General features: G+C 70.7%; 12 protein-coding genes. 5 read left to right on the top strand and 7 right to left on the bottom strand.

Going from position 1 to position 17,128, the window contains the following annotated elements; all coding sequences use genetic code 11:
• Positions 1-213: 213 nt before the first annotated feature.
• The 3 genes from MWN52_RS04070 to cysD form a co-directional block, all read right to left on the bottom strand.
• Positions 214-1,068 (bottom strand): TrmH family RNA methyltransferase, encoded by an 855-nt coding sequence (locus MWN52_RS04070; RefSeq protein WP_286576735.1) that lies wholly within the window; start codon positions 1,066-1,068, stop codon positions 214-216.
• A 361-nt stretch (positions 1,069-1,429) separates the two neighbouring features.
• Positions 1,430-3,415: a sulfate adenylyltransferase subunit CysN gene (gene cysN / locus MWN52_RS04065; RefSeq protein WP_286576734.1), complete on the bottom strand. Its 1,986-nt coding sequence runs from the start codon at positions 3,413-3,415 to the stop codon at positions 1,430-1,432.
• Positions 3,415-4,326: a sulfate adenylyltransferase subunit CysD gene (cysD, locus tag MWN52_RS04060; RefSeq protein ID WP_286576733.1), complete on the bottom strand. Its 912-nt coding sequence runs from the start codon at positions 4,324-4,326 to the stop codon at positions 3,415-3,417. The genes cysN and cysD overlap by 1 nt, the downstream gene beginning before the upstream one ends.
• A gap of 198 nt (positions 4,327-4,524) precedes the next feature.
• Here cysD and MWN52_RS04055 point away from each other — a divergent pair, with 198 nt between their 5' ends.
• From MWN52_RS04055 to MWN52_RS04035, 5 genes are all read left to right on the top strand, one after another.
• Positions 4,525-6,387: an assimilatory sulfite reductase (NADPH) flavoprotein subunit gene (locus MWN52_RS04055; RefSeq protein WP_286576732.1), complete on the top strand. Its 1,863-nt coding sequence runs from the start codon at positions 4,525-4,527 to the stop codon at positions 6,385-6,387.
• Positions 6,388-6,480: 93 nt separating this feature from the next.
• Positions 6,481-8,193: an assimilatory sulfite reductase (NADPH) hemoprotein subunit gene (gene cysI, locus MWN52_RS04050; RefSeq protein ID WP_286576730.1), complete on the top strand. Its 1,713-nt coding sequence runs from the start codon at positions 6,481-6,483 to the stop codon at positions 8,191-8,193.
• The gene (locus MWN52_RS04045; RefSeq protein WP_130532383.1) at positions 8,190-8,927 is read left to right on the top strand and encodes a phosphoadenylyl-sulfate reductase; all 738 of its coding nucleotides are present in this window, start codon (positions 8,190-8,192) and stop codon (positions 8,925-8,927) included. The genes cysI and MWN52_RS04045 overlap by 4 nt, the downstream gene beginning before the upstream one ends.
• Before the next feature lie 432 nt (positions 8,928-9,359).
• Positions 9,360-10,751 carry an APC family permease gene (locus tag MWN52_RS04040; protein WP_286576729.1) on the top strand — a complete coding sequence of 464 codons (1,392 nt, stop codon included), beginning with the start codon at positions 9,360-9,362 and terminating at the stop codon, positions 10,749-10,751.
• A gap of 62 nt (positions 10,752-10,813) precedes the next feature.
• The gene (locus MWN52_RS04035; RefSeq protein WP_286576728.1) at positions 10,814-12,445 is read left to right on the top strand and encodes an AMP-binding protein; all 1,632 of its coding nucleotides are present in this window, start codon (positions 10,814-10,816) and stop codon (positions 12,443-12,445) included.
• A 199-nt stretch (positions 12,446-12,644) separates the two neighbouring features.
• On the opposite strand, the gene MWN52_RS04030 is transcribed toward MWN52_RS04035, so the two are convergent.
• From MWN52_RS04030 to MWN52_RS04015, 4 genes are all read right to left on the bottom strand, one after another.
• Positions 12,645-12,995, bottom strand: a complete 351-nt coding sequence (locus MWN52_RS04030) for a hypothetical protein (protein WP_286576727.1) — start codon at positions 12,993-12,995, stop codon at positions 12,645-12,647.
• 53 nt (positions 12,996-13,048) lie between these two features.
• Positions 13,049-13,522 carry a copper chaperone PCu(A)C gene (locus MWN52_RS04025; protein WP_286576725.1) on the bottom strand — a complete coding sequence of 158 codons (474 nt, stop codon included), beginning with the start codon at positions 13,520-13,522 and terminating at the stop codon, positions 13,049-13,051.
• A gap of 75 nt (positions 13,523-13,597) precedes the next feature.
• Positions 13,598-15,061, bottom strand: a complete 1,464-nt coding sequence (locus MWN52_RS04020) for a PepSY-associated TM helix domain-containing protein (RefSeq protein WP_286576724.1) — start codon at positions 15,059-15,061, stop codon at positions 13,598-13,600.
• Positions 15,061-17,100: a TonB-dependent receptor gene (locus MWN52_RS04015; RefSeq protein WP_286576723.1), complete on the bottom strand. Its 2,040-nt coding sequence runs from the start codon at positions 17,098-17,100 to the stop codon at positions 15,061-15,063. The genes MWN52_RS04020 and MWN52_RS04015 overlap by 1 nt, the downstream gene beginning before the upstream one ends.
• Positions 17,101-17,128 lie beyond the last annotated feature (28 nt).

The raw sequence follows: 17,128 nt of genomic DNA, 5'->3' as shown, positions 1-17,128 counted from the left end.
GCGCTCGTCCCCGCGAACGCGAGGACGAGCGATAGACCCTGTGGGGGCCGCCATGGCTGCGATGAAGCTTTCCCGGTAAGGCCACTCGCCGCCATGGCGGCTCCCACCAGGCATCACCTCGGCGGGTCCGCTATGCGCCTCGTCAAGTGTGCCGAGTTCGATCCACACGAGGCCCAGCGGCATACGCCTTACGACCGCCTGCCCGCCCGCGTATCAACCGCCTCGCGCGCGCCCGCTCGCCCATTGCGCCAGCAGCACGGCGGTGGCCGCGGCGACGTTGAGGCTCTCCACGCGGCCGGTGCCGGGGATGGACAGGGCCAGGTCGCAGGCCTTGGCCAGGCCGCGGTCCATGCCCTCGCCTTCGGCGCCCATCACATAGACCAGCCGCTGCGGCAGCCGCGCGGCGAACAGGTCGTCACCGCCGTGCACCAGCGTGGCGGCCAGGCCGAAGCCGGCGGCGCGCAGCGGGGCGAACGCGTCCGCGGGGGCGCCGGCCTGCACCAGGGTCACCGCTTCGGCACCGCCTTCGGCCACGCGCGCGGCGGCGCCGGACAGCGCCAGCGGCGAATCCTGCGGCAGCAGCACGCCGGCCACGCCGAAGTGCGCGGCCGACCGCAGGATCGCGCCGAAGTTGTGCGGATTGCCCACCCCGTCCAGCCACAGCGCCAGCGCCGGGCCGGCCGGCAGCGCCTCGAGCCAGGCGTCAAGCGACAGCGGCGCGCGCCGCAGCACGTCGGCCACGACGCCTTCGTGGTGGCTGCTGGCGGCGAGCCGGTCCAGGTCGCCCTCTTCCACCACGCGATAGCCCACGCGGTTGGCCACGCACCAGGCCAGGATCGGCTTGAGCGCCGGCACGCGCGCCTGGGTGAGGTAAAGCTTGCGCAGCGCCTCGGGCCGCGCGTCGAACAGCGCGCGCACCGCGTTGAGGCCATACAGGCGCACTTCCTCGCCGCGGCGGACGGGGCGTGCGGGCGCCTGCGGCGCCTCGGGCGGCGCGCGTTCGCCGTCGGGCGCCTTGCGGGCGACCGGCGGACGGCGCGGGGGGAGCTTCTGCCAGGGGCCGGTCATGCGTGCACCAGCGGGAAAGCGGAGAGGAAGGACTTCATGGGACGTCCGCCGGCGCGCGGCGGTGAGGGCAACTGGATGCGTACCTTACCCGAAGCGTCGGCACAGGCCGCTTCGCACAGCGGAGCGGCGGCCGATGGGAGGGTCGGTCGATGCGCGTGCACGGGTCGGCGTGCCGCCACCTGTAGAGCGGAGCTTGCTCCGCTGGGGCCTTCCCTACGAACCGAACGAAGAGCAGCGGAGCTTGCTCCGCTGAAGCCTTTCCCACGAACCGAACGAAGAGCAGCGGAGCAAGCTCCGCTCTACAGGGAGGCTGCGAATTGAGATGGGAGACAGTGGCTCCCACGCCCACAGGGCAGTCCAGTCAGGCGAGGCCGAGGTGGGCCAGGACGCGCTCGGCCATCTGGTCGGTGGATTCCTCGGCGGCGTGCAGATGCAGTTCCGGTGCCTCGGGGGCTTCGTAGGGCGAGTCGATGCCGGTGAAGTTGGGGATCTTGCCGGCGCGCGCCTTGGCGTACAGGCCCTTGACGTCGCGCGCCTCGGCCACGGCCAGCGGCACATCGACGAAGACCTCGACGAACTCGCCCGGCGCGAAGCGTTCGCGCGCCATGCGCCGCTCGGCGCGGAACGGCGAGATGAAGCTCACCAGCACGATCAGCCCAGCGTCGGCCATCAGCCGCGCGACCTCGGCCACGCGCCGGATGTTCTCCACGCGGTCCTCGTCGGTGAAGCCCAGGTCGCGATTGAGGCCATGGCGCACGTTGTCGCCGTCGAGCAGGAAGGTGTGGTGGCCCGAGGCGTGCAGCCGCTTCTCGACGCGGTTGGCGATGGTGGACTTGCCGGCGCCGGACAGGCCGGTGAACCACAGCACGCGCGGGGTCTGGCCCTTGATCCGCGCCCGCGCGGCCTTGTCCACGTCCAGATGCTGCCAATGCACGTTGCCGGCGCGGCGCAGGGCGAAGTCCAGCGTGCCCGCGCCGACGGTGGCATTGGTCTGGCGGTCGATCAGGATGAAGCCGCCCAGCGCGCGGTTGCGCGCATACGGCTCGAAGGCGATCGGCGCGTCCAGCGACAGGTTGCACACGCCCACTTCGTTGAGTTCCAGGCGCTTGGCGGCCAGCGCCTCCTGGGTGTTCACGTCGATGCGGTGCTTGATCTCGCTGACGCTGGCCGGCACGGTGCGCGCGCCGATCTGCAGCCAGTAGGGGCGGCCCGGCAGCAGCGGCGCATCGTCCATCCACAGCAGGTGGGCGGCGAACTGGTCGGACACCTCCGGCGGATCGCCGGCGGCGGCGATCACGTCGCCGCGGCTGATGTCGATCTCGTCGGCCAGGGTCAGCGTCACCGCCTGGCCGGCGCGGGCGAACGGCACGTCGCCGTTGGCATCCAGCACCCTGGCCACGGTCGAACGGCGCGCCGAAGGCAGCACCACCACCGCATCTCCCGGGCGCACCTCGCCTGCGGCGAGGGTGCCGGCGAAGCCGCGGAAGTTCGCGTTCGGGCGGTTGACGTACTGCACCGGCAGGCGCAGGCCGAGCGCATCCGTCGCGTCGTCCAGCGTCAGCGTGTCCAGGTGTTCCAGCAGGCTGGGGCCGTCATACCACGGCGTGCGCGAGGAACGGCTGGACAGGTTGTCGCCCTCCAGCGCCGAGAGCGGAATCGCCTGCACCTGCGCGATGCCGAGCTGCGCGGCCAGCGCGCGGTAGTCGCGCACGATGGCGTCGAAGACAGACTGGCCGAAGTCGACCAGATCCATCTTGTTCACCGCCAGCACCACGTGCCGCAGGCCCAGCAGCGAGACGATGTAGCTGTGCCGGCGCGTCTGGGTCTGCAGGCCCTTGCGCGCGTCGACCAGCACCACGGCCACGTCGGCGGTGGACGCGCCGGTGGCCATGTTGCGCGTGTACTGCGCATGGCCCGGGCAGTCGGCCACGATGTACTTGCGCCGTTCGGTATCGAAATAGCGGTAGGCCACGTCGATGGTGATGCCCTGCTCGCGCTCGGCGGCCAGGCCGTCGAGCAGCAAGGCATAGTCGATGCGCGCGCCCTGCGTGCCATGGCGGCGGCTGTCGCTTTCCAACGCGGCCAGCTGATCGTCGAACAGCCGCTTGCTGTCGTGCAGCAGCCGCCCGATCAGCGTGCTCTTGCCATCGTCCACGCTGCCGCAGGTGATGAAGCGCAGCAGCGGCTTGGATTCGTGCTGTCGCAGGTAGGCTTTGACGGCTTCGCCGTCGGGATTGGGGATTGGGGATTCGGGATTGGCAACGGCGCTTCCTCCCTTTGCGGCATCCGCCGGCAGGCCGCGCTTTTGCGAATCCCCAATCCCCAATCCCGAATCCCTGCCTTCCATCAGAAATACCCTTCCAGCTTCTTCTGCTCCATCGACGCGCCCGGATCCTGGTCGATCACGCGGCCCTGGCGCTCGGAGCTGGTGGCCACCAGCATCTCGGCGATGATCTTCTCCAGGGTGTCGGCCTGCGACTCGATCGCGCCGGTCAGCGGGTAGCAGCCCAGCGTGCGGAAGCGCACCGACTTCAGCTGCGGCACCTCGCCCTCGCGCAGCGGCAGGCGTTCGTCGTCGACCATGATCAGCGCCCCGTCGCGTTCAACGACCGGGCGCTCGGCGGCGAAGTACAGCGGCACCACCGGGATGCGCTCGCGGTAGATGTAGAGCCAGATGTCCAGCTCGGTCCAGTTGCTCAGGGGAAAGGCGCGCACGCTCTCGCCGGGATGGATGCGGGCGTTGTAGAGGTTCCACAGCTCGGGGCGCTGGTGCTTGGGGTCCCAGCGGTGCTTGTCGTTGCGGAAGGAGAACACGCGTTCCTTGGCGCGCGATTTTTCCTCGTCGCGCCGCGCGCCGCCGATGGCCGCGTCGAACTTGTACTGATCCAGCGCCTGCTTCAGGCCCTGGGTCTTCATGATGTCGGTGTGGACCGTGGCGCCGTGGCTGAACGGTCCGACGTTCTGCGCCACGCCATCCGGGTTGATGTGCACGCGCAGCTCCACGTCGGTCTCGGCGGCGCGACGGTCGCGGAAGGCGATCATCTCGCGGAATTTCCAGCGCGTGTCCACGTGCAGCAGCGGGATCGGCGGCCGTGCCGGGGCGAAGGCCTTGAGCAGCAGATGCAGCAGCACCGAGGAATCCTTGCCGACCGAATACAGCATCACCGGGTTGCGGAACGCGGCGGCCACCTCGCGCAGGATGTGGATGCTCTCGGCTTCCAAGCGGTCGAGATGGGACAGGGTGGGCACAGCATTCATGGATACAGTTTACGTGGATCGAGACTTACCGCGGCCCATCTGCTTGCGGCAACAAGTGGGGGCTCATGGATAACTGTACTGGGGCTTGTTCCCGGACGAAATAAGCACGGAGCATAAGCCCATAACCCTGCATCCTTTCAGCCCTGTGACAGCGGCGCCTAGCATCGACGCTCCCACACGCCGCTCTACGGAATCGCGATGTCCGCTGTACCCCCCGCGCTGGCTGCCGGCCCCTTGCCCGACGACCGCAAGGCGCTGCTGGCACGGGTGGTCGATGGCCTGGACAGCGCCTCGTTGTGGTGGCTGTCCGGTTTCACCGCCGGCCTGGCCCAGGCCGCGCACCCGGCGCCGCACCTGGCCCTGCTGCAGGGCACGGCCGCCGGCGCGGCGGCGCCCGCCACGGGCAGCGGCGAGCGGGCCACCGTGCTGTACGGCAGCCAGACCGGCAATGCCAAGCGCGCGGCCGAGGCCCTGGCCGCCACGCTGGAGGGCGCCGGCCTGGCCGTGCGCCTGGTGCGCACCGACGCCTATGCCACCCGCGAACTGGCCGCCGAGCGCCTGCTCTACCTGGTGATCAGCACCCAGGGCGAGGGCGACCCGCCGGACGATGCGATCGGATTCAGCGAATTCCTGCTCGGCCGTCGCGCGCCCAAGCTGCCGGAGCTGAAGTTCGCCGTGCTCGGCCTGGGCGACTCGAGCTATGCCGACTTCTGCGGCATCTCCCGGCGCCTGGACGCGCGCTTGGCCGAGCTGAGCGCCACCCGCCTGCTGCCGGCCGGCGAGGCCGACCTGGACATCGACACCGTCGCCCAGCCCTGGCGCGAGCAGGCCCTGGAGCAGGCCCGCAAGGTCCTCAAGAGCGCCCCGGCTGCGCCCAGCGCCAAGGTCACCCCGCTGCGCCCGGCGCCGGCGACGCAGGCGGTCTCGCACAGCGCGCCTTTCCAGGCCGAGGTGCTGGCCAACCAGCCCATCGCCGGCCGCGACTTCAAGGGCCCGGCCTTCGGCCGCCACGGCGCGCCGGACAAGCAGGTGCGCCACATCGAGCTGTCGCTGGAAGGCAGCGGCCTGAGCTACGAGCCTGGCGATGCGCTGGGCATCGTCCACCGCAATCCCGACGCACTGGTCGAGCCGCTGCTGGCGGCGCTCAAGCTGGACGGCGACGCTGCCCACCATGTCGATGGCACCCAGCGCAGCGTGCGCGAGTGGCTGGCCGGGCATCGTGAGCTGAGCAAGCTCTCGCGCCCGTTCCTGGCCGCGCATGCGCGCCTGGCCGGCGCGCGCGAGCTGGAAGACCTGCTCGCCCCCGGCAACGCCGCCCTCTCCGCCCTGCTCTCCAGCCACCAGGTGATCGACGTGCTGCGCCGCTGGCCGGTGGACTGGAACGTGGGAGAGCTGCTGGCCGCGCTGCGGCCGCTGGCGCCGCGCCTGTATTCCATCGCCTCCAGCCGCAAGCGCGTGGGCGAGGAGGTCCACCTGACCGTGGACGTGCTGGGCTACCACGCGCACGGCCACGCGCACAGCGGCTCGGCCAGCGGCTTCCTGGCCGGGCTGGCCGAGGGCGACCGCGCGCCGGTCTACATCGAAGCCAACGACCGCTTCCGCGTGCCGGCCGACGGTGCGCGCGACATCCTCATGGTCGGCCCCGGCACCGGCGTGGCGCCGTTCCGCGCCTTCGCCCAGGAGCGGGCCGAGACCGGTGCGAGCGGGCGCAACTGGCTGTTCTTCGGCGCGCAGCACTTCAACAGCGGCTTCCTCTACCAAAGCGAATGGCAGGACGCGCTCAAGCGCGGCGAGCTGGACCGGCTGGACCTGGCGTTCTCGCGCGACCAGGCCGACAAGCTGTACGTGCAGCACCGGCTGCGCGAGCGCGGCCGCGAGGTCTTCGACTGGCTGCAGTCCGGCGCGCACTTCTACGTGTGCGGTTCGATCGCCATGGGCAAGGACGTGCACGCCGCCCTGACCGACATCGTCGCCGAACACGGCGCCCTGGACGCCGATGCCGCGCACGACTACCTCACCACGCTGCAGACGGAGGGGCGATATGCGCGCGATGTCTATTGAGACGGAGATTGGGGATTCGGGATTGGGGATGCGATGTCCGCCGCCCGCACGCCCTTGCCTTTGCCAATCCCCACTCCCGAATCCCGAATCCCCATGCATTCAGTAGAAGACATCAAGGCCGAGAGCCGCCGCCTGCGCGGCAGCCTGCTCGAAAGCCTGGCCGACCCGGTCACCGGCGCGCTGCGCGAGGACGACCAGACGCTGATCAAGTACCACGGCAGCTACCAGCAGGACGACCGCGACCTGCGCGACGAGCGCCGGCGGCAGAAGCTCGAGCCGGCTTACCAGTTCATGATCCGCACGCGCACGCCCGGCGGCGTGGTCACGCCCGCGCAATGGCTGCAGCTGGATGCCATCGCCACCCGCTATGGCAACCACTCGCTGCGCGTGACCACGCGCCAGGCCTTCCAGTTCCATGGCGTCATCAAGCGCGAGCTGAAGGCCACGATGCAGGCCATCAACGCCGCGCTGATCGACACGCTGGCCGCCTGCGGCGACGTCAACCGCAACGTGCAGGTCGCGGCCAACCCGCTGCTGTCCGAGGCGCACGCCACGCTCTATGCCGATGCCGCGGCGACCTCCGGGCACCTGCTGCCCAACACCCGCGCCTATTACGAGATCTGGCTGGACGAGGAGAAGGTGGCCGGCGCCGGCGAGGAAGAAGAGCCGATCTACGGCGACAAGTACCTGCCGCGCAAGTTCAAGATCGGGTTCGCGCTGCCGCCGATCAACGATGTGGACGTGTTCGCCAACGATCTGGGCTTCATCGGTGTGACCGATGAAGCCGGCCGGATCGTCGGCTACAACGTCAGCCTGGGCGGCGGCATGGGCGCGACCCATGGCGATGGGCAGACCTGGCCACGCGTGGCCGACGTGGCCGGCTACATCCCGCGCGAGCGGCTGCTGGAGGTGGCCACCGCCGTGGTCACCACCCAGCGCGACTACGGCAACCGTGCGGTGCGCAAGCGCGCGCGCTTCAAGTACACCATCGACGACCACGGGCTGGACTTCATCAAGGCGCAGATCGAGCAGCGCGCCGGGATCGCCTTCGCGCCGGCGCGGCCGTTCGAGTTCGAGCACAACGGCGATCGCTACGGCTGGACCCAGGGCAGCGACGGCCGCTGGCATCTGACCCTGTCGCTGGGCGCCGGGCGCATCGCCGATGTCGGCACCGCCACCCAGCTCACCGGGCTGCGCGAGATCGCGCTGCGGCTGCAGAAGGCGGGTGTCGGCGAGTTCCGCATGACCTCCAACCAGAACCTGGTCATCTCCAACCTCGACGATGCGCTGAAGGCCACCGTCGATGCGCTGGTGTCGGCCCATGGCCTGGATGCCGGCAATGCGCTGCCGACCGCGCTGGCGCGCAAGGCCATGGCCTGCGTCGCCCTGCCCACCTGCGGACTGGCCATGGCCGAGGCAGAGCGCTATCTGCCCGACTTCACCGGCAAGCTGCAGCCGCTGCTCGAGAAACACGGCCTGGCCCAGGCGCCGATCGTGCTGCGCATCTCCGGCTGCCCCAACGGCTGCTCGCGGCCGTACCTGGCCGAGATCGCTCTGGTCGGCAAGGCGCCCGGCCGCTACAACCTGATGCTGGGCGGCGACCACCGCGGCCAGCGGCTCAACACGCTGTACCGCGAGAACATCACCGAGGAGGAGATCCTCGGCGCGCTCGACCCCTTGTTCGGCCGCTATGCCGCCGAACGCGACGACGCCGAAGGCTTCGGCGACTTCCTGCACCGCGCCGGCGAGATCGACCTGCCGCCCTATCCCACCCATCGTGCCATTCCCGTGGAGCTGCACGCATGACCGCCCTGCCCGCCAACGACGATCCGCATCTGGACGCCCGTCCGTCCACCATCGACCTGGACGCGGCCAACGCCGCGCTCGAGGCGATGGACGCGCCGGCGCGCGTGGCCTGGGCGCTGGCGCATGGCCCGGCGCAGGCGGCCCTGTCCTCCAGCTTCGGCGCGCAGTCGGCCGTGGCCCTGCACCTGCTGACCCAGCAGCAGCCGGACATCCCGGTGATCCTGGTGGACACCGGCTATCTGTTCCCGGAGACGTATCGCTTCGCCGATGCGCTGATCGAGCGGCTCAAGCTCAACATCCAGATATTCCGCCCGCTGGTCAGCCGTGCCTGGATGGAGGCGCGCCACGGCCGCCTGTGGGAACAGGGCGTGGTCGGCATCGAGCAGTACAACAACCTGCGCAAGGTCGAACCGATGCGCCGGGCGCTGGACGAGCTGGACGTGGGCACCTGGTTCACCGGCCTGCGCCGCCAGCAGTCCACCAGCCGCGCCGCCACGCCGATCGTGCAGCTGCGCGGTGAGCGCTGGAAGGTCAGCCCGATCGCCGACTGGACCGACCGCGACGTGTGGCAGTACATGAAGCAGCACGACCTGCCCTATCACCCGCTGTGGGAAGAGGGCTACGTGTCCATCGGCGACTTCCACACCACCCGCCGCTGGGAGCCGGGCATGCGCGAGGAGGACACCCGCTTCTTCGGCCTCAAGCGCGAGTGCGGGATCCACGAGGACATCTGAGCGCTGCGCGCTTCTGCTCTCTTCCCTTTGGCCGCAGGCCAAGGGGAGCTCGAAGTCGCGGCTAGCGACTGAGGGGGGCGGGGTTGTTCTTCGCGGGAAGGTCAAAAGCAAAAGCACCCCCTCCCAACCTCCCCCTTCGCTGCGCGAAAGGGGAGGGGCGGAGCGCGCGGGGGGCAACCGTCTCCTCAAATCTCAGTGGCCTACCTGTAGAGCGGAGCTTGTGGCAATCCCCTCTTGGGGACTCCGCTGCTCTTCGTTCCGTTCTTGGGGAAGGCCCCAGCGGAGCAAGCTCCGCTCTACAGGTGGGGCCGCATCCTGCGGGCGCTGCTTTGCCACTGGCCTTGGACCGGGGCGATGCGCTAGAACTGTCGCACCGGCCCCGGAGGGAGGCTGGCCCCGCCACGCGCCCGCGCCCACCGCCTCCCGCCCGCCATGACCGACGCTGCCCCCGATTCCCCCGACCAGGAACTCGCCCGCCTGGGCTACCGGCCCGAGCTGCGCCGCAGGCTCGGCCTGGGCGATCTGCTGGTCTACGGCCTGGTGTGCATGGTGCCGACCGCGCCGTTCGCCATCTTCGGCGGGGTGTTCGACGTCAGCCATGGCATGGTGCCGCTGGTGTATCTGGTGGGCTTCGGCGCGATGCTGTTCACCGCGCTGAGCTACCAGCAGATGGCGCAGGCCTTCCCGGTCGCCGGATCGGTCTACGCCTATGTCGGCCGCGGCCTGCACGAGAGCGTCGGCTTCCTGGCCGGCTGGGCGATCCTGCTCGACTACCTGCTCATCCCCACCCTGCTCTACGTGATCGGCGCCAACGCCATGGCCAGCGTGTGGCCGGGCGTCCCGCAACATGCGTGGATCGTGTTCTTCGTCGTGCTCAACACGGCGGTGAACCTGCGTGGCGTGGAGACCACGGCGCGCGCCAACCTGGTGTTCCTGGGCGTGCAACTGGTGGTGCTGGCGGTGTTCGCCGTGCTGGCGGCGCTGGCGATCCAGCGTGGCGCCTACGGGGCGCACTGGAGCCTGCGCCCGCTGTACGACCCGACCGCCTTCTCGCTGCCGATGCTGTTCGGCGCGCTGTCGATGGCGGTGCTGTCCTTCCTCGGCTTTGATGCGATCTCCACCCTGACCGAAGAGAGCCGTGGCGGCGCGCGCGCCGTCGGCCGCGCGACCGTGGTGTCGCTGGCCCTGGTGGCGGCGCTGTTCGTGCTGCAAACCTGGCTGGCGGCGCTGCTGCTGCCCGAGCTGCGCCGCTTCCCCGACGAGGCGGCCTCCAACAACGCCTTCTTCGAGGTCGGCCGGCGCGTGGCCGGGCCGTGGATGCAGCTCGTGATCGCGCTGACCGTGGCCGTCGGCGCGGCGCTGGCCAACGCACTGGTCTCGCAGGCGGCGACCTCGCGGCTGCTGTTCGCGATGGCGCGCGACGGCCAGCTGCCGCGCTTCCTGCGCAAGGTGCATGCAGGCAGCGGCGTGCCGCGCCGGGCGATCCTGCTGGTGGCGGGCCTGAGCCTGGTGCTGGGGCTGCTGTTCCTTGGCAAGATCGCGCTGCTGGCCACGGTGTGCAACTTCGGCGCGCTGACGGCCTTCGCGCTGCTGCACGTGGCGGTGGCCTGGCATTTCCGCCGCTCCGGGCGCTGGCTGATGCATGGGGTGGTGCCGCTGGTGGGCGGGCTGATCCTGCTGTACGTGCTCTACAACGCCGATCGCCTGGCGCAGATCGGCGGCCTGGTCTGGCTGGCGGCCGGCGCGGTGGTGGCGCTGGTGCTGCGCCGGCGCGGGCGTTCGCTGCAGCTGGCCCTGGACCAGGCCTCGCCGCCGGCGCCCTGAAGCGCTGCGCCGCAGCGTCGTGGCCGGGACCGACGCGCTAGAGTGGGTCCCCAACGCATCACATGACGTACCGCATGGACCGCCCGATCCGCGATTACTTCGAACACGTCCGTACGCTCGACTTCGTGCCGGCGCCCGGGCCGCGCAACGCCTGGCAGACCTGCATCGGCGCGCACCTGGGCGCGCAGCGCGAGGCGCTGTGCTGGATCGACACCCAGCGCGTGGTGCGGCGCTACACCTTCGAACAGCTCGACGCCTGGTCGGCCCAGTTCGCCCAGCTCCTGCGCGCACGCGGAATCGGGCCGGGCGCAGTGGTGGCCGGGCTGCTGCCGCGGCGGCTGGAGCTGCTGATCGTGGTGCTGGGCACCTGGCGTGCGGGCGCGGTGTACCAGCCGCTGTTCACCGCCTTCGGCCCCAAGGCGTTGGAGCACCGGCTGGCGGCCAGTGGCGCGGCGCTGGTGGTGTGCTCGGCCGAGCAGCGCCCCAAGCTGGACGAGGTCGCCGCCGCGCCGCCGATCCTGACCCTGGGCAGCGACGATGGCGAGGACTTCTGGGCCGCGCTGGAAGGCCAGCCGCAGACCTTCGATCCCGTGCCGCGGCGGCGCGAGGACCCGTGCATGATGATGTTCACCTCCGGCACCACCGGCGCGGCCAAGGCGCTGCGCGTGCCGCTGCACGCGCTCGATGCCATCGCCACTTACATGCGCGACGCGGTGGACCTGCGGCCGGACGATGTGCTGTGGAACATCGCCGACCCGGGCTGGGCCTACGGGCTGTACTACGGTATCGCCGGGCCGCTGGCGCTCGGGCATTCGGTGACCTTCCACGAAGGCCCGTTCACCGTGGACAGCTGCTACCGCACCATCGCCGAGCTGGGCGTGACCAATCTGATGGGGGCGCCCACCGCCTACCGCATGCTGATGGCCGCCGGCGACGCCGCGGCCGCGCCGGTCAAGGGCCGGCTGCGCGTGGTCAGCAGCGCCGGCGAGCCGCTCAACCCCGAGGTGATCCGCTGGTTCGACCAGGCGCTGGGGACGGTCATTCATGACCATTACGGCCAGACCGAGACCGGCATGACCCTGTGCAACCACCACGCGCTGGCCCATCCGGTGCAGCCGGGCAGCGCCGGCTTTCCCCTGCCAGGTTATCGGCTGGAGGTGTTGAGCGACGACGGCCAGCCACAGCCGGTCGGCGTGCCGGGGATGCTGGCCGTGCATGTCGACGATTCGCCCGCGTTGTTCTTCCGCGGCTACGAGAACACGGAGACGCAGCCTTTCAAGGACGGCTGGTACCTCACCGGCGATACGGTCGAGCGCAACGCCGATGGCTCCATCGCCTTCGTCGGCCGCAGCGACGATGTGATCACCTCCAGCGGCTACCGCATCGGTCCCTTCGACGTGGAGAGCTGCCTGCTCGAACATCCCGACGTGGTCGAGGCCGCCGCGGTCGGGAAGCCGGATCCGGAGCGGTTCGAACGGGTCAAGGCCTATGTGGTGCTGCGCCCCGGCGTGGCCGGCGACGAAGCGCTGGCGGCCGCGCTGGCCCAGCACGTCAAGATCCGACTGTCGGCGCACGCCTACCCGCGCGAGATCGCCTTCGTCGACGAACTGCCCAAGACCCCCAGCGGCAAGATCCAGCGCTTCCTGCTGCGCAACCAGGCCCGCGCCGAAGCCGAAACGGCACCGGCGGCCTAAGCCGCCCTCAAACGCCCGACGCCCCCTCTACCGTCGTTCCCGCGCACGCGGGAACCCCTGGACGTCAACGCGCACAACCAAACGCAGACGTGGTCCTACACCCCCGCGACAACACAGCGCCCCATCCGTCCGCAAACCTCGCAACAATCCCGAATCCCGAATCCCGAATCCCGAATCCCGAATCCCGAATCCCGAATCCCTAATCCCCCACCACCGGCACCGGCGTCAACGGCACCTTCTCACCGCAGGCCAAGCACTTGCGATAGTGCTGACCATGCTTGTGGCGCGGCCGCGAGAGCAGCCCGCCGCAGGGGCAGCGCCCCTGCTCCATCCCGCGCAGCCACAGGTACAGGCGCCAGCTGGCCAGCGACGCCCACACCAGCCCGAGCGCGACACCGGTCAGGGCCAACAGCGAGCCGACCCGTCGCGCCGCGGCGGCGCCGATCAGCGCCTGCTGGTGTTCGACCACGAACGACAGCACCCAGCCGGCGGCCACCAGCACCGGCGCCGGTGCGTACAGCCGCGCCACCATCCGCGAAAACCGCCTCATCCCCGCCCCCTGTCCGTGCGCCGCCAGCGGCGCTGCCGCCGCAATCTATCCGCTCACATGTGCATGCCGTGCATGTCGTCCGCAGGCCCCGCCGCGTCGATCGGGCGCACCTGCAACCTGACCGTCTGCGCGGGCGCGTGGGCGAAGCGCAGGACCAGCTCGATCGTCTGGCCGGCGACCAGCGGCTGCCTGGGCCCGATCAGCATCAGGTGCGCGCCCGAGGGCGCCAGCGCCACCGTCGCACCGGCCGGCAGGTCCAGCCCCTCGAGGCGGCGCATGCGCATCACGCCGCCGTCCATGCGGCTCTCGTGGAGCTCCACCCGCGCCGCCGCCGGCGAGCTCACCGACACCAGCCGGTCGGCCTGCGCCCCGCTGTTGACCAGGGTGAGATAGCCCGCCGCGGTGGGCGCCTGCGGCGGGGTGGCGCGCGTCCAGGCCGCACGCACCTGGATGCCTGAGCCCGGCGTGGCCGCCTGCGCCAGCGCGGACAGCAGCAGCATCGCTGCGGTGATGATGATCTTGCCCATAAGCCTTGCCCTCTCCTTCAAGGTTGAACGACGTCTTGCCCGTTGCCAACGCGCCGGCCGCCGCCGGCTGTTATCTCATGCGCGCCGCGCCCGTTGGCGAGGCTGCACCCATCCCAGGTCCACGGCGAGCATCACCAGCCACGAGGCGCCCACCAGCGGGAACAGCACCCCGCCCACCGCCAGCATGCCCGCCACGACCTTCAGCGTCCGCGGCTGCGCCGGCAGCGGCGGCACGCCCAGCGCGCCGCGCGGACGCCGCTTCCACCACATCACTGCGGCGCTGATGCACAGCACCAACGTGCAGGCGCAGGCCAGCACCAGCAGCACCCGGTTGGTGCTGCCGAATTCGTCGCCCATATGCACGTTGATGCCCCATTCCAGCGCCTTGGCCGCCGGGCCGTAGTCGGCATAGCGCATGTCGAGCAGGGTTCGCCCGCTGTATTGGTCCAGGTGGATCACGCGCTGCTGGTCCAGCACGCCGTTGTAGAGCGAGGCGGTATAGACCCCGCGCGCGCCCTGCGGCATCGACACGCTGTAGCCGGCGCCGATACCGCGCGCGTCGAATGCCGCCACGGCGCGATCCAGCCCGATCGCGCCTGGCTGCGCCGCACTCGCATGGCCCGCCCCATGCCCGGCGTGCTCCATGCCGGGCATGTCGGCCATGGCCGCGTGCGCGGCCGACTGCGGCACGCGTGCCTGCTGCAGCGACCAGGCCTGGTCGGCGCTGTCGGCCACGCGCGCCTGCGACATCGGCAGCTGCACGCGCAGGCCGGCGGGATAGCCGAAGTTGTGGCCGTTGACCAACTTGTTGACCTGCGCCCCCCACAGCCACGACCAGGGCATGCCCGACATGGCCAGGAACAGCACCGCCGCGCCCGCGCCGATGCCGACCACCGCATGCAGGTCACGCCAGAACAGGCGCTGCGACGGCCTGCCGCGCACCGTGACCACGCCGCCCAGCGTGCGCCCCCGCTCAGGCGTGGGCGCGCGCTTGCTGGGGATGCGCACGGTGCCGCGCGGCCACCACAGGTAGACACCGGTCAACACCAGCACGATGGCCCAGCCCGCGGCCAGCTCCACCAGCGCACGGGCCCCGTCGCCGAGCAGGTCCAGGCTGTGCAGGCGGCGCAGCGTCCAGCCGAAGGTGCCGCGATCGGCCAGGGTGCCCAGCACGCGCGCGTGCACCGGATCCACATACACCACCCGGCGCGCGCCGTCCGGGGCCACGATGCCGACCTCCGCCGAGGCATCGGCGGCCGCCGGGGTGGTGTAGCGGAACACCTGCCCCGGCTGCGCGGCCAGGGCCGCCTGCACGATGCGCTGCGGCGTAGCCGGGCGCTCGCCGGGCGCGACAATGAGCAGTTGGTGATGCACCAGCCGGTCCAGCGGCCGGTGATAGACGAAGCCGGCTCCGGTCACGGCCAGCCAGGCCAGCAGCGGCAGCACCAGCAGCCCGGCATAGAAGTGCCATCGCCAGATCGCGCGATACAGCGCGCCGGCATGCGTCGTGGATGGCTGCGCGGCGGCGGTGCTGTCCATCAGAAGCTCCAGTTCCAGCTGGCGTACAGCCCGCGCCTGTCGCCGGGCGAGAACCCGTACAGGCCGCTGTCGTACCAGGCGTAGACGTAGAAGCGATCGGTGAGGTTCTTCAGCTGCAGCGAGACCTCGTTGCGCGCATCCAGCGTCCAGCTGGCACCGAGATTGGCCAGCGCGTAGCCGCCATAGCGCCCGAGCGTGTTGGTGCGCTCGAGGTGATAGTCGCCCTGGCCGTTGCCCCAGGCGCTGAGCCTGAGCCGGTCGCTGACCTGCCAGTCCACGCCGGCCGAGGCCAGCCAGTGCGGCACGTTCTCGATGTCGCGCCCCTCGGTCTGCAGCGCGCCGGGCGCGGCGCGCGCCACCGTCGCGCGTTGCCGCGAATAGGCCAGCCACGCGTTCCAGCGCGCGTCCGGCTGCAGATTGACCTGCGCATCCCAGCCGCGGCGGAAGGTGCGCCCGACATTGACCACGTCGCTGCCGGTCCCGGTCGCGCCCAGCACCGTGGCGACCTCGCCGTCGGCGCGCTGCTCCCAATAGGCCACCCGGCCGCTCAACCACGCGGCCGGCACGAACTTCAGGCCCGCCTCCCAGCCGGTGTTGATGGACGGCCCCAGGTCGTGAACCGTGGTGCGGTAGGCGCCGTCGCCGGCACCGATCTGGAAGCTGCGCCCCCAGTTGGCATAGGCGGTCCAGGCCGCGCCCAGCGCGTAGGAGGCGCTGAACTTGGGCTGGCGGATCGTGCCATAGCCATAGGCGTCGTAGCGCCGCCCGGTGAGGCGATCGTCCAGGTGTCCGTCGACCCAGTCGATGCGATACGCCGGCACCAGCTGCAGGCCCTCCAGCGGCTGCAGCACGGCCTGTACGTAGGCGCCGTGGGTCTGCAGCGTGTAGTCCCAGTCGCGCGTGCGCGCCAGGCGCTGGCGCGCGGCGGTGCGCCAGCGCCGCGCGGTGTTGTCCTGCCACTGCGCGTCCACGCCGGTCTCCACGGCCAGCACGCGGCTCGGCGCCCAGGTCGCGGTGGCGATGGCGCCGCGCTGGGTCTCGTCGTTGTCGCGCTCCTGCTGACTGCCGGCTTGCGAGAAGCGCACGTAGCGCGCATTGGTGTAGCGGTTGACGTAGGCCTTGCCGCTCCAGGTCCAGTCGCTGCCGATCAGGCCGTCCAGATGCAGCGCGGTCTGCGTGGTCTGCCGCTCGCCGGCGTCGGCCGCCGCATAGGCCACCGCGTCGCGCGGCGCGGCACCCGCCTGCAGGTAGGTGGGGAAATACCCGGGCTCCTGCGCCTGGTTGTGGTAGTAGCGCGTGCTCAGCAGCGCGCTCCAGTCGCCCTCGGGCGCGTTGAAGCCCCACTTGCCGGCGAAGTTACGCTTGATCGCCTTGGCATGGTCGCGATACCCCTCCGAGTCGCGCCAGCCCAGGAAGTAATTCTGCGTCCACGGCCCGGTCTCGAAGCCCTTGGACAGCTGCACCTCGCGCGTGCCGAAGCTGCCGGCGGTGACGCTCAGATGCCCTTCGTCGCCACCCACGCGCGTGACCAGGTTCACGTCGCCGGCGATGGCGTTGAGTCCATAGCGCGCATCGTTGGTGCCGCGCACGACTTCGATGGCGGCGATGTCGCCGGACATCACCGAGTCCAGGTAAGGCATGGCCCCGGCGTTGTCGTTGCTGGGAATGCCGTCGATCAGCAGCTTGACCGCGTTGATGCGCCCTTCGCCGTTGAACCCGCGGAAGGAGAACCGGCCCGCCTCGGTGCCCATGCGGAACGGCGTCAGCTGCATGCCCGGCACCTTGGCGAACAGCTCCCAGCTGTTGTCCACGTGCTGGTCCTGGACCTGATCGGCGCCGATCACATCGACCGAACTCAGCACCTTGCGCGCGGGCAAGGCGCCGCGCTTGGCGCCCTGGGCGTGGACCTTGCCCAGGGTCAGCACGGCATCGCGCTCATCGGCGCCGGAGGTCTGCGCGACGGCAACCGGCACGTACAATGCACAGGCCGTCAGCGCCCAGCCGACGGTCCTGATCAGAGGTGGAGAACAACACGTCATCTTCGATCCCTTTCGATTCATGCGGTGC

Origin of the sequence: Pseudoxanthomonas winnipegensis, assembly GCF_030322905.1 — a bacterium.
Classification (GTDB): Bacteria; Pseudomonadota; Gammaproteobacteria; order Xanthomonadales; family Xanthomonadaceae; genus Pseudoxanthomonas_A; species Pseudoxanthomonas_A winnipegensis.
The sequence above is the reverse complement of the archived record's forward strand: the minus strand, read 5'-3'. Positions and strand labels throughout refer to the sequence as shown.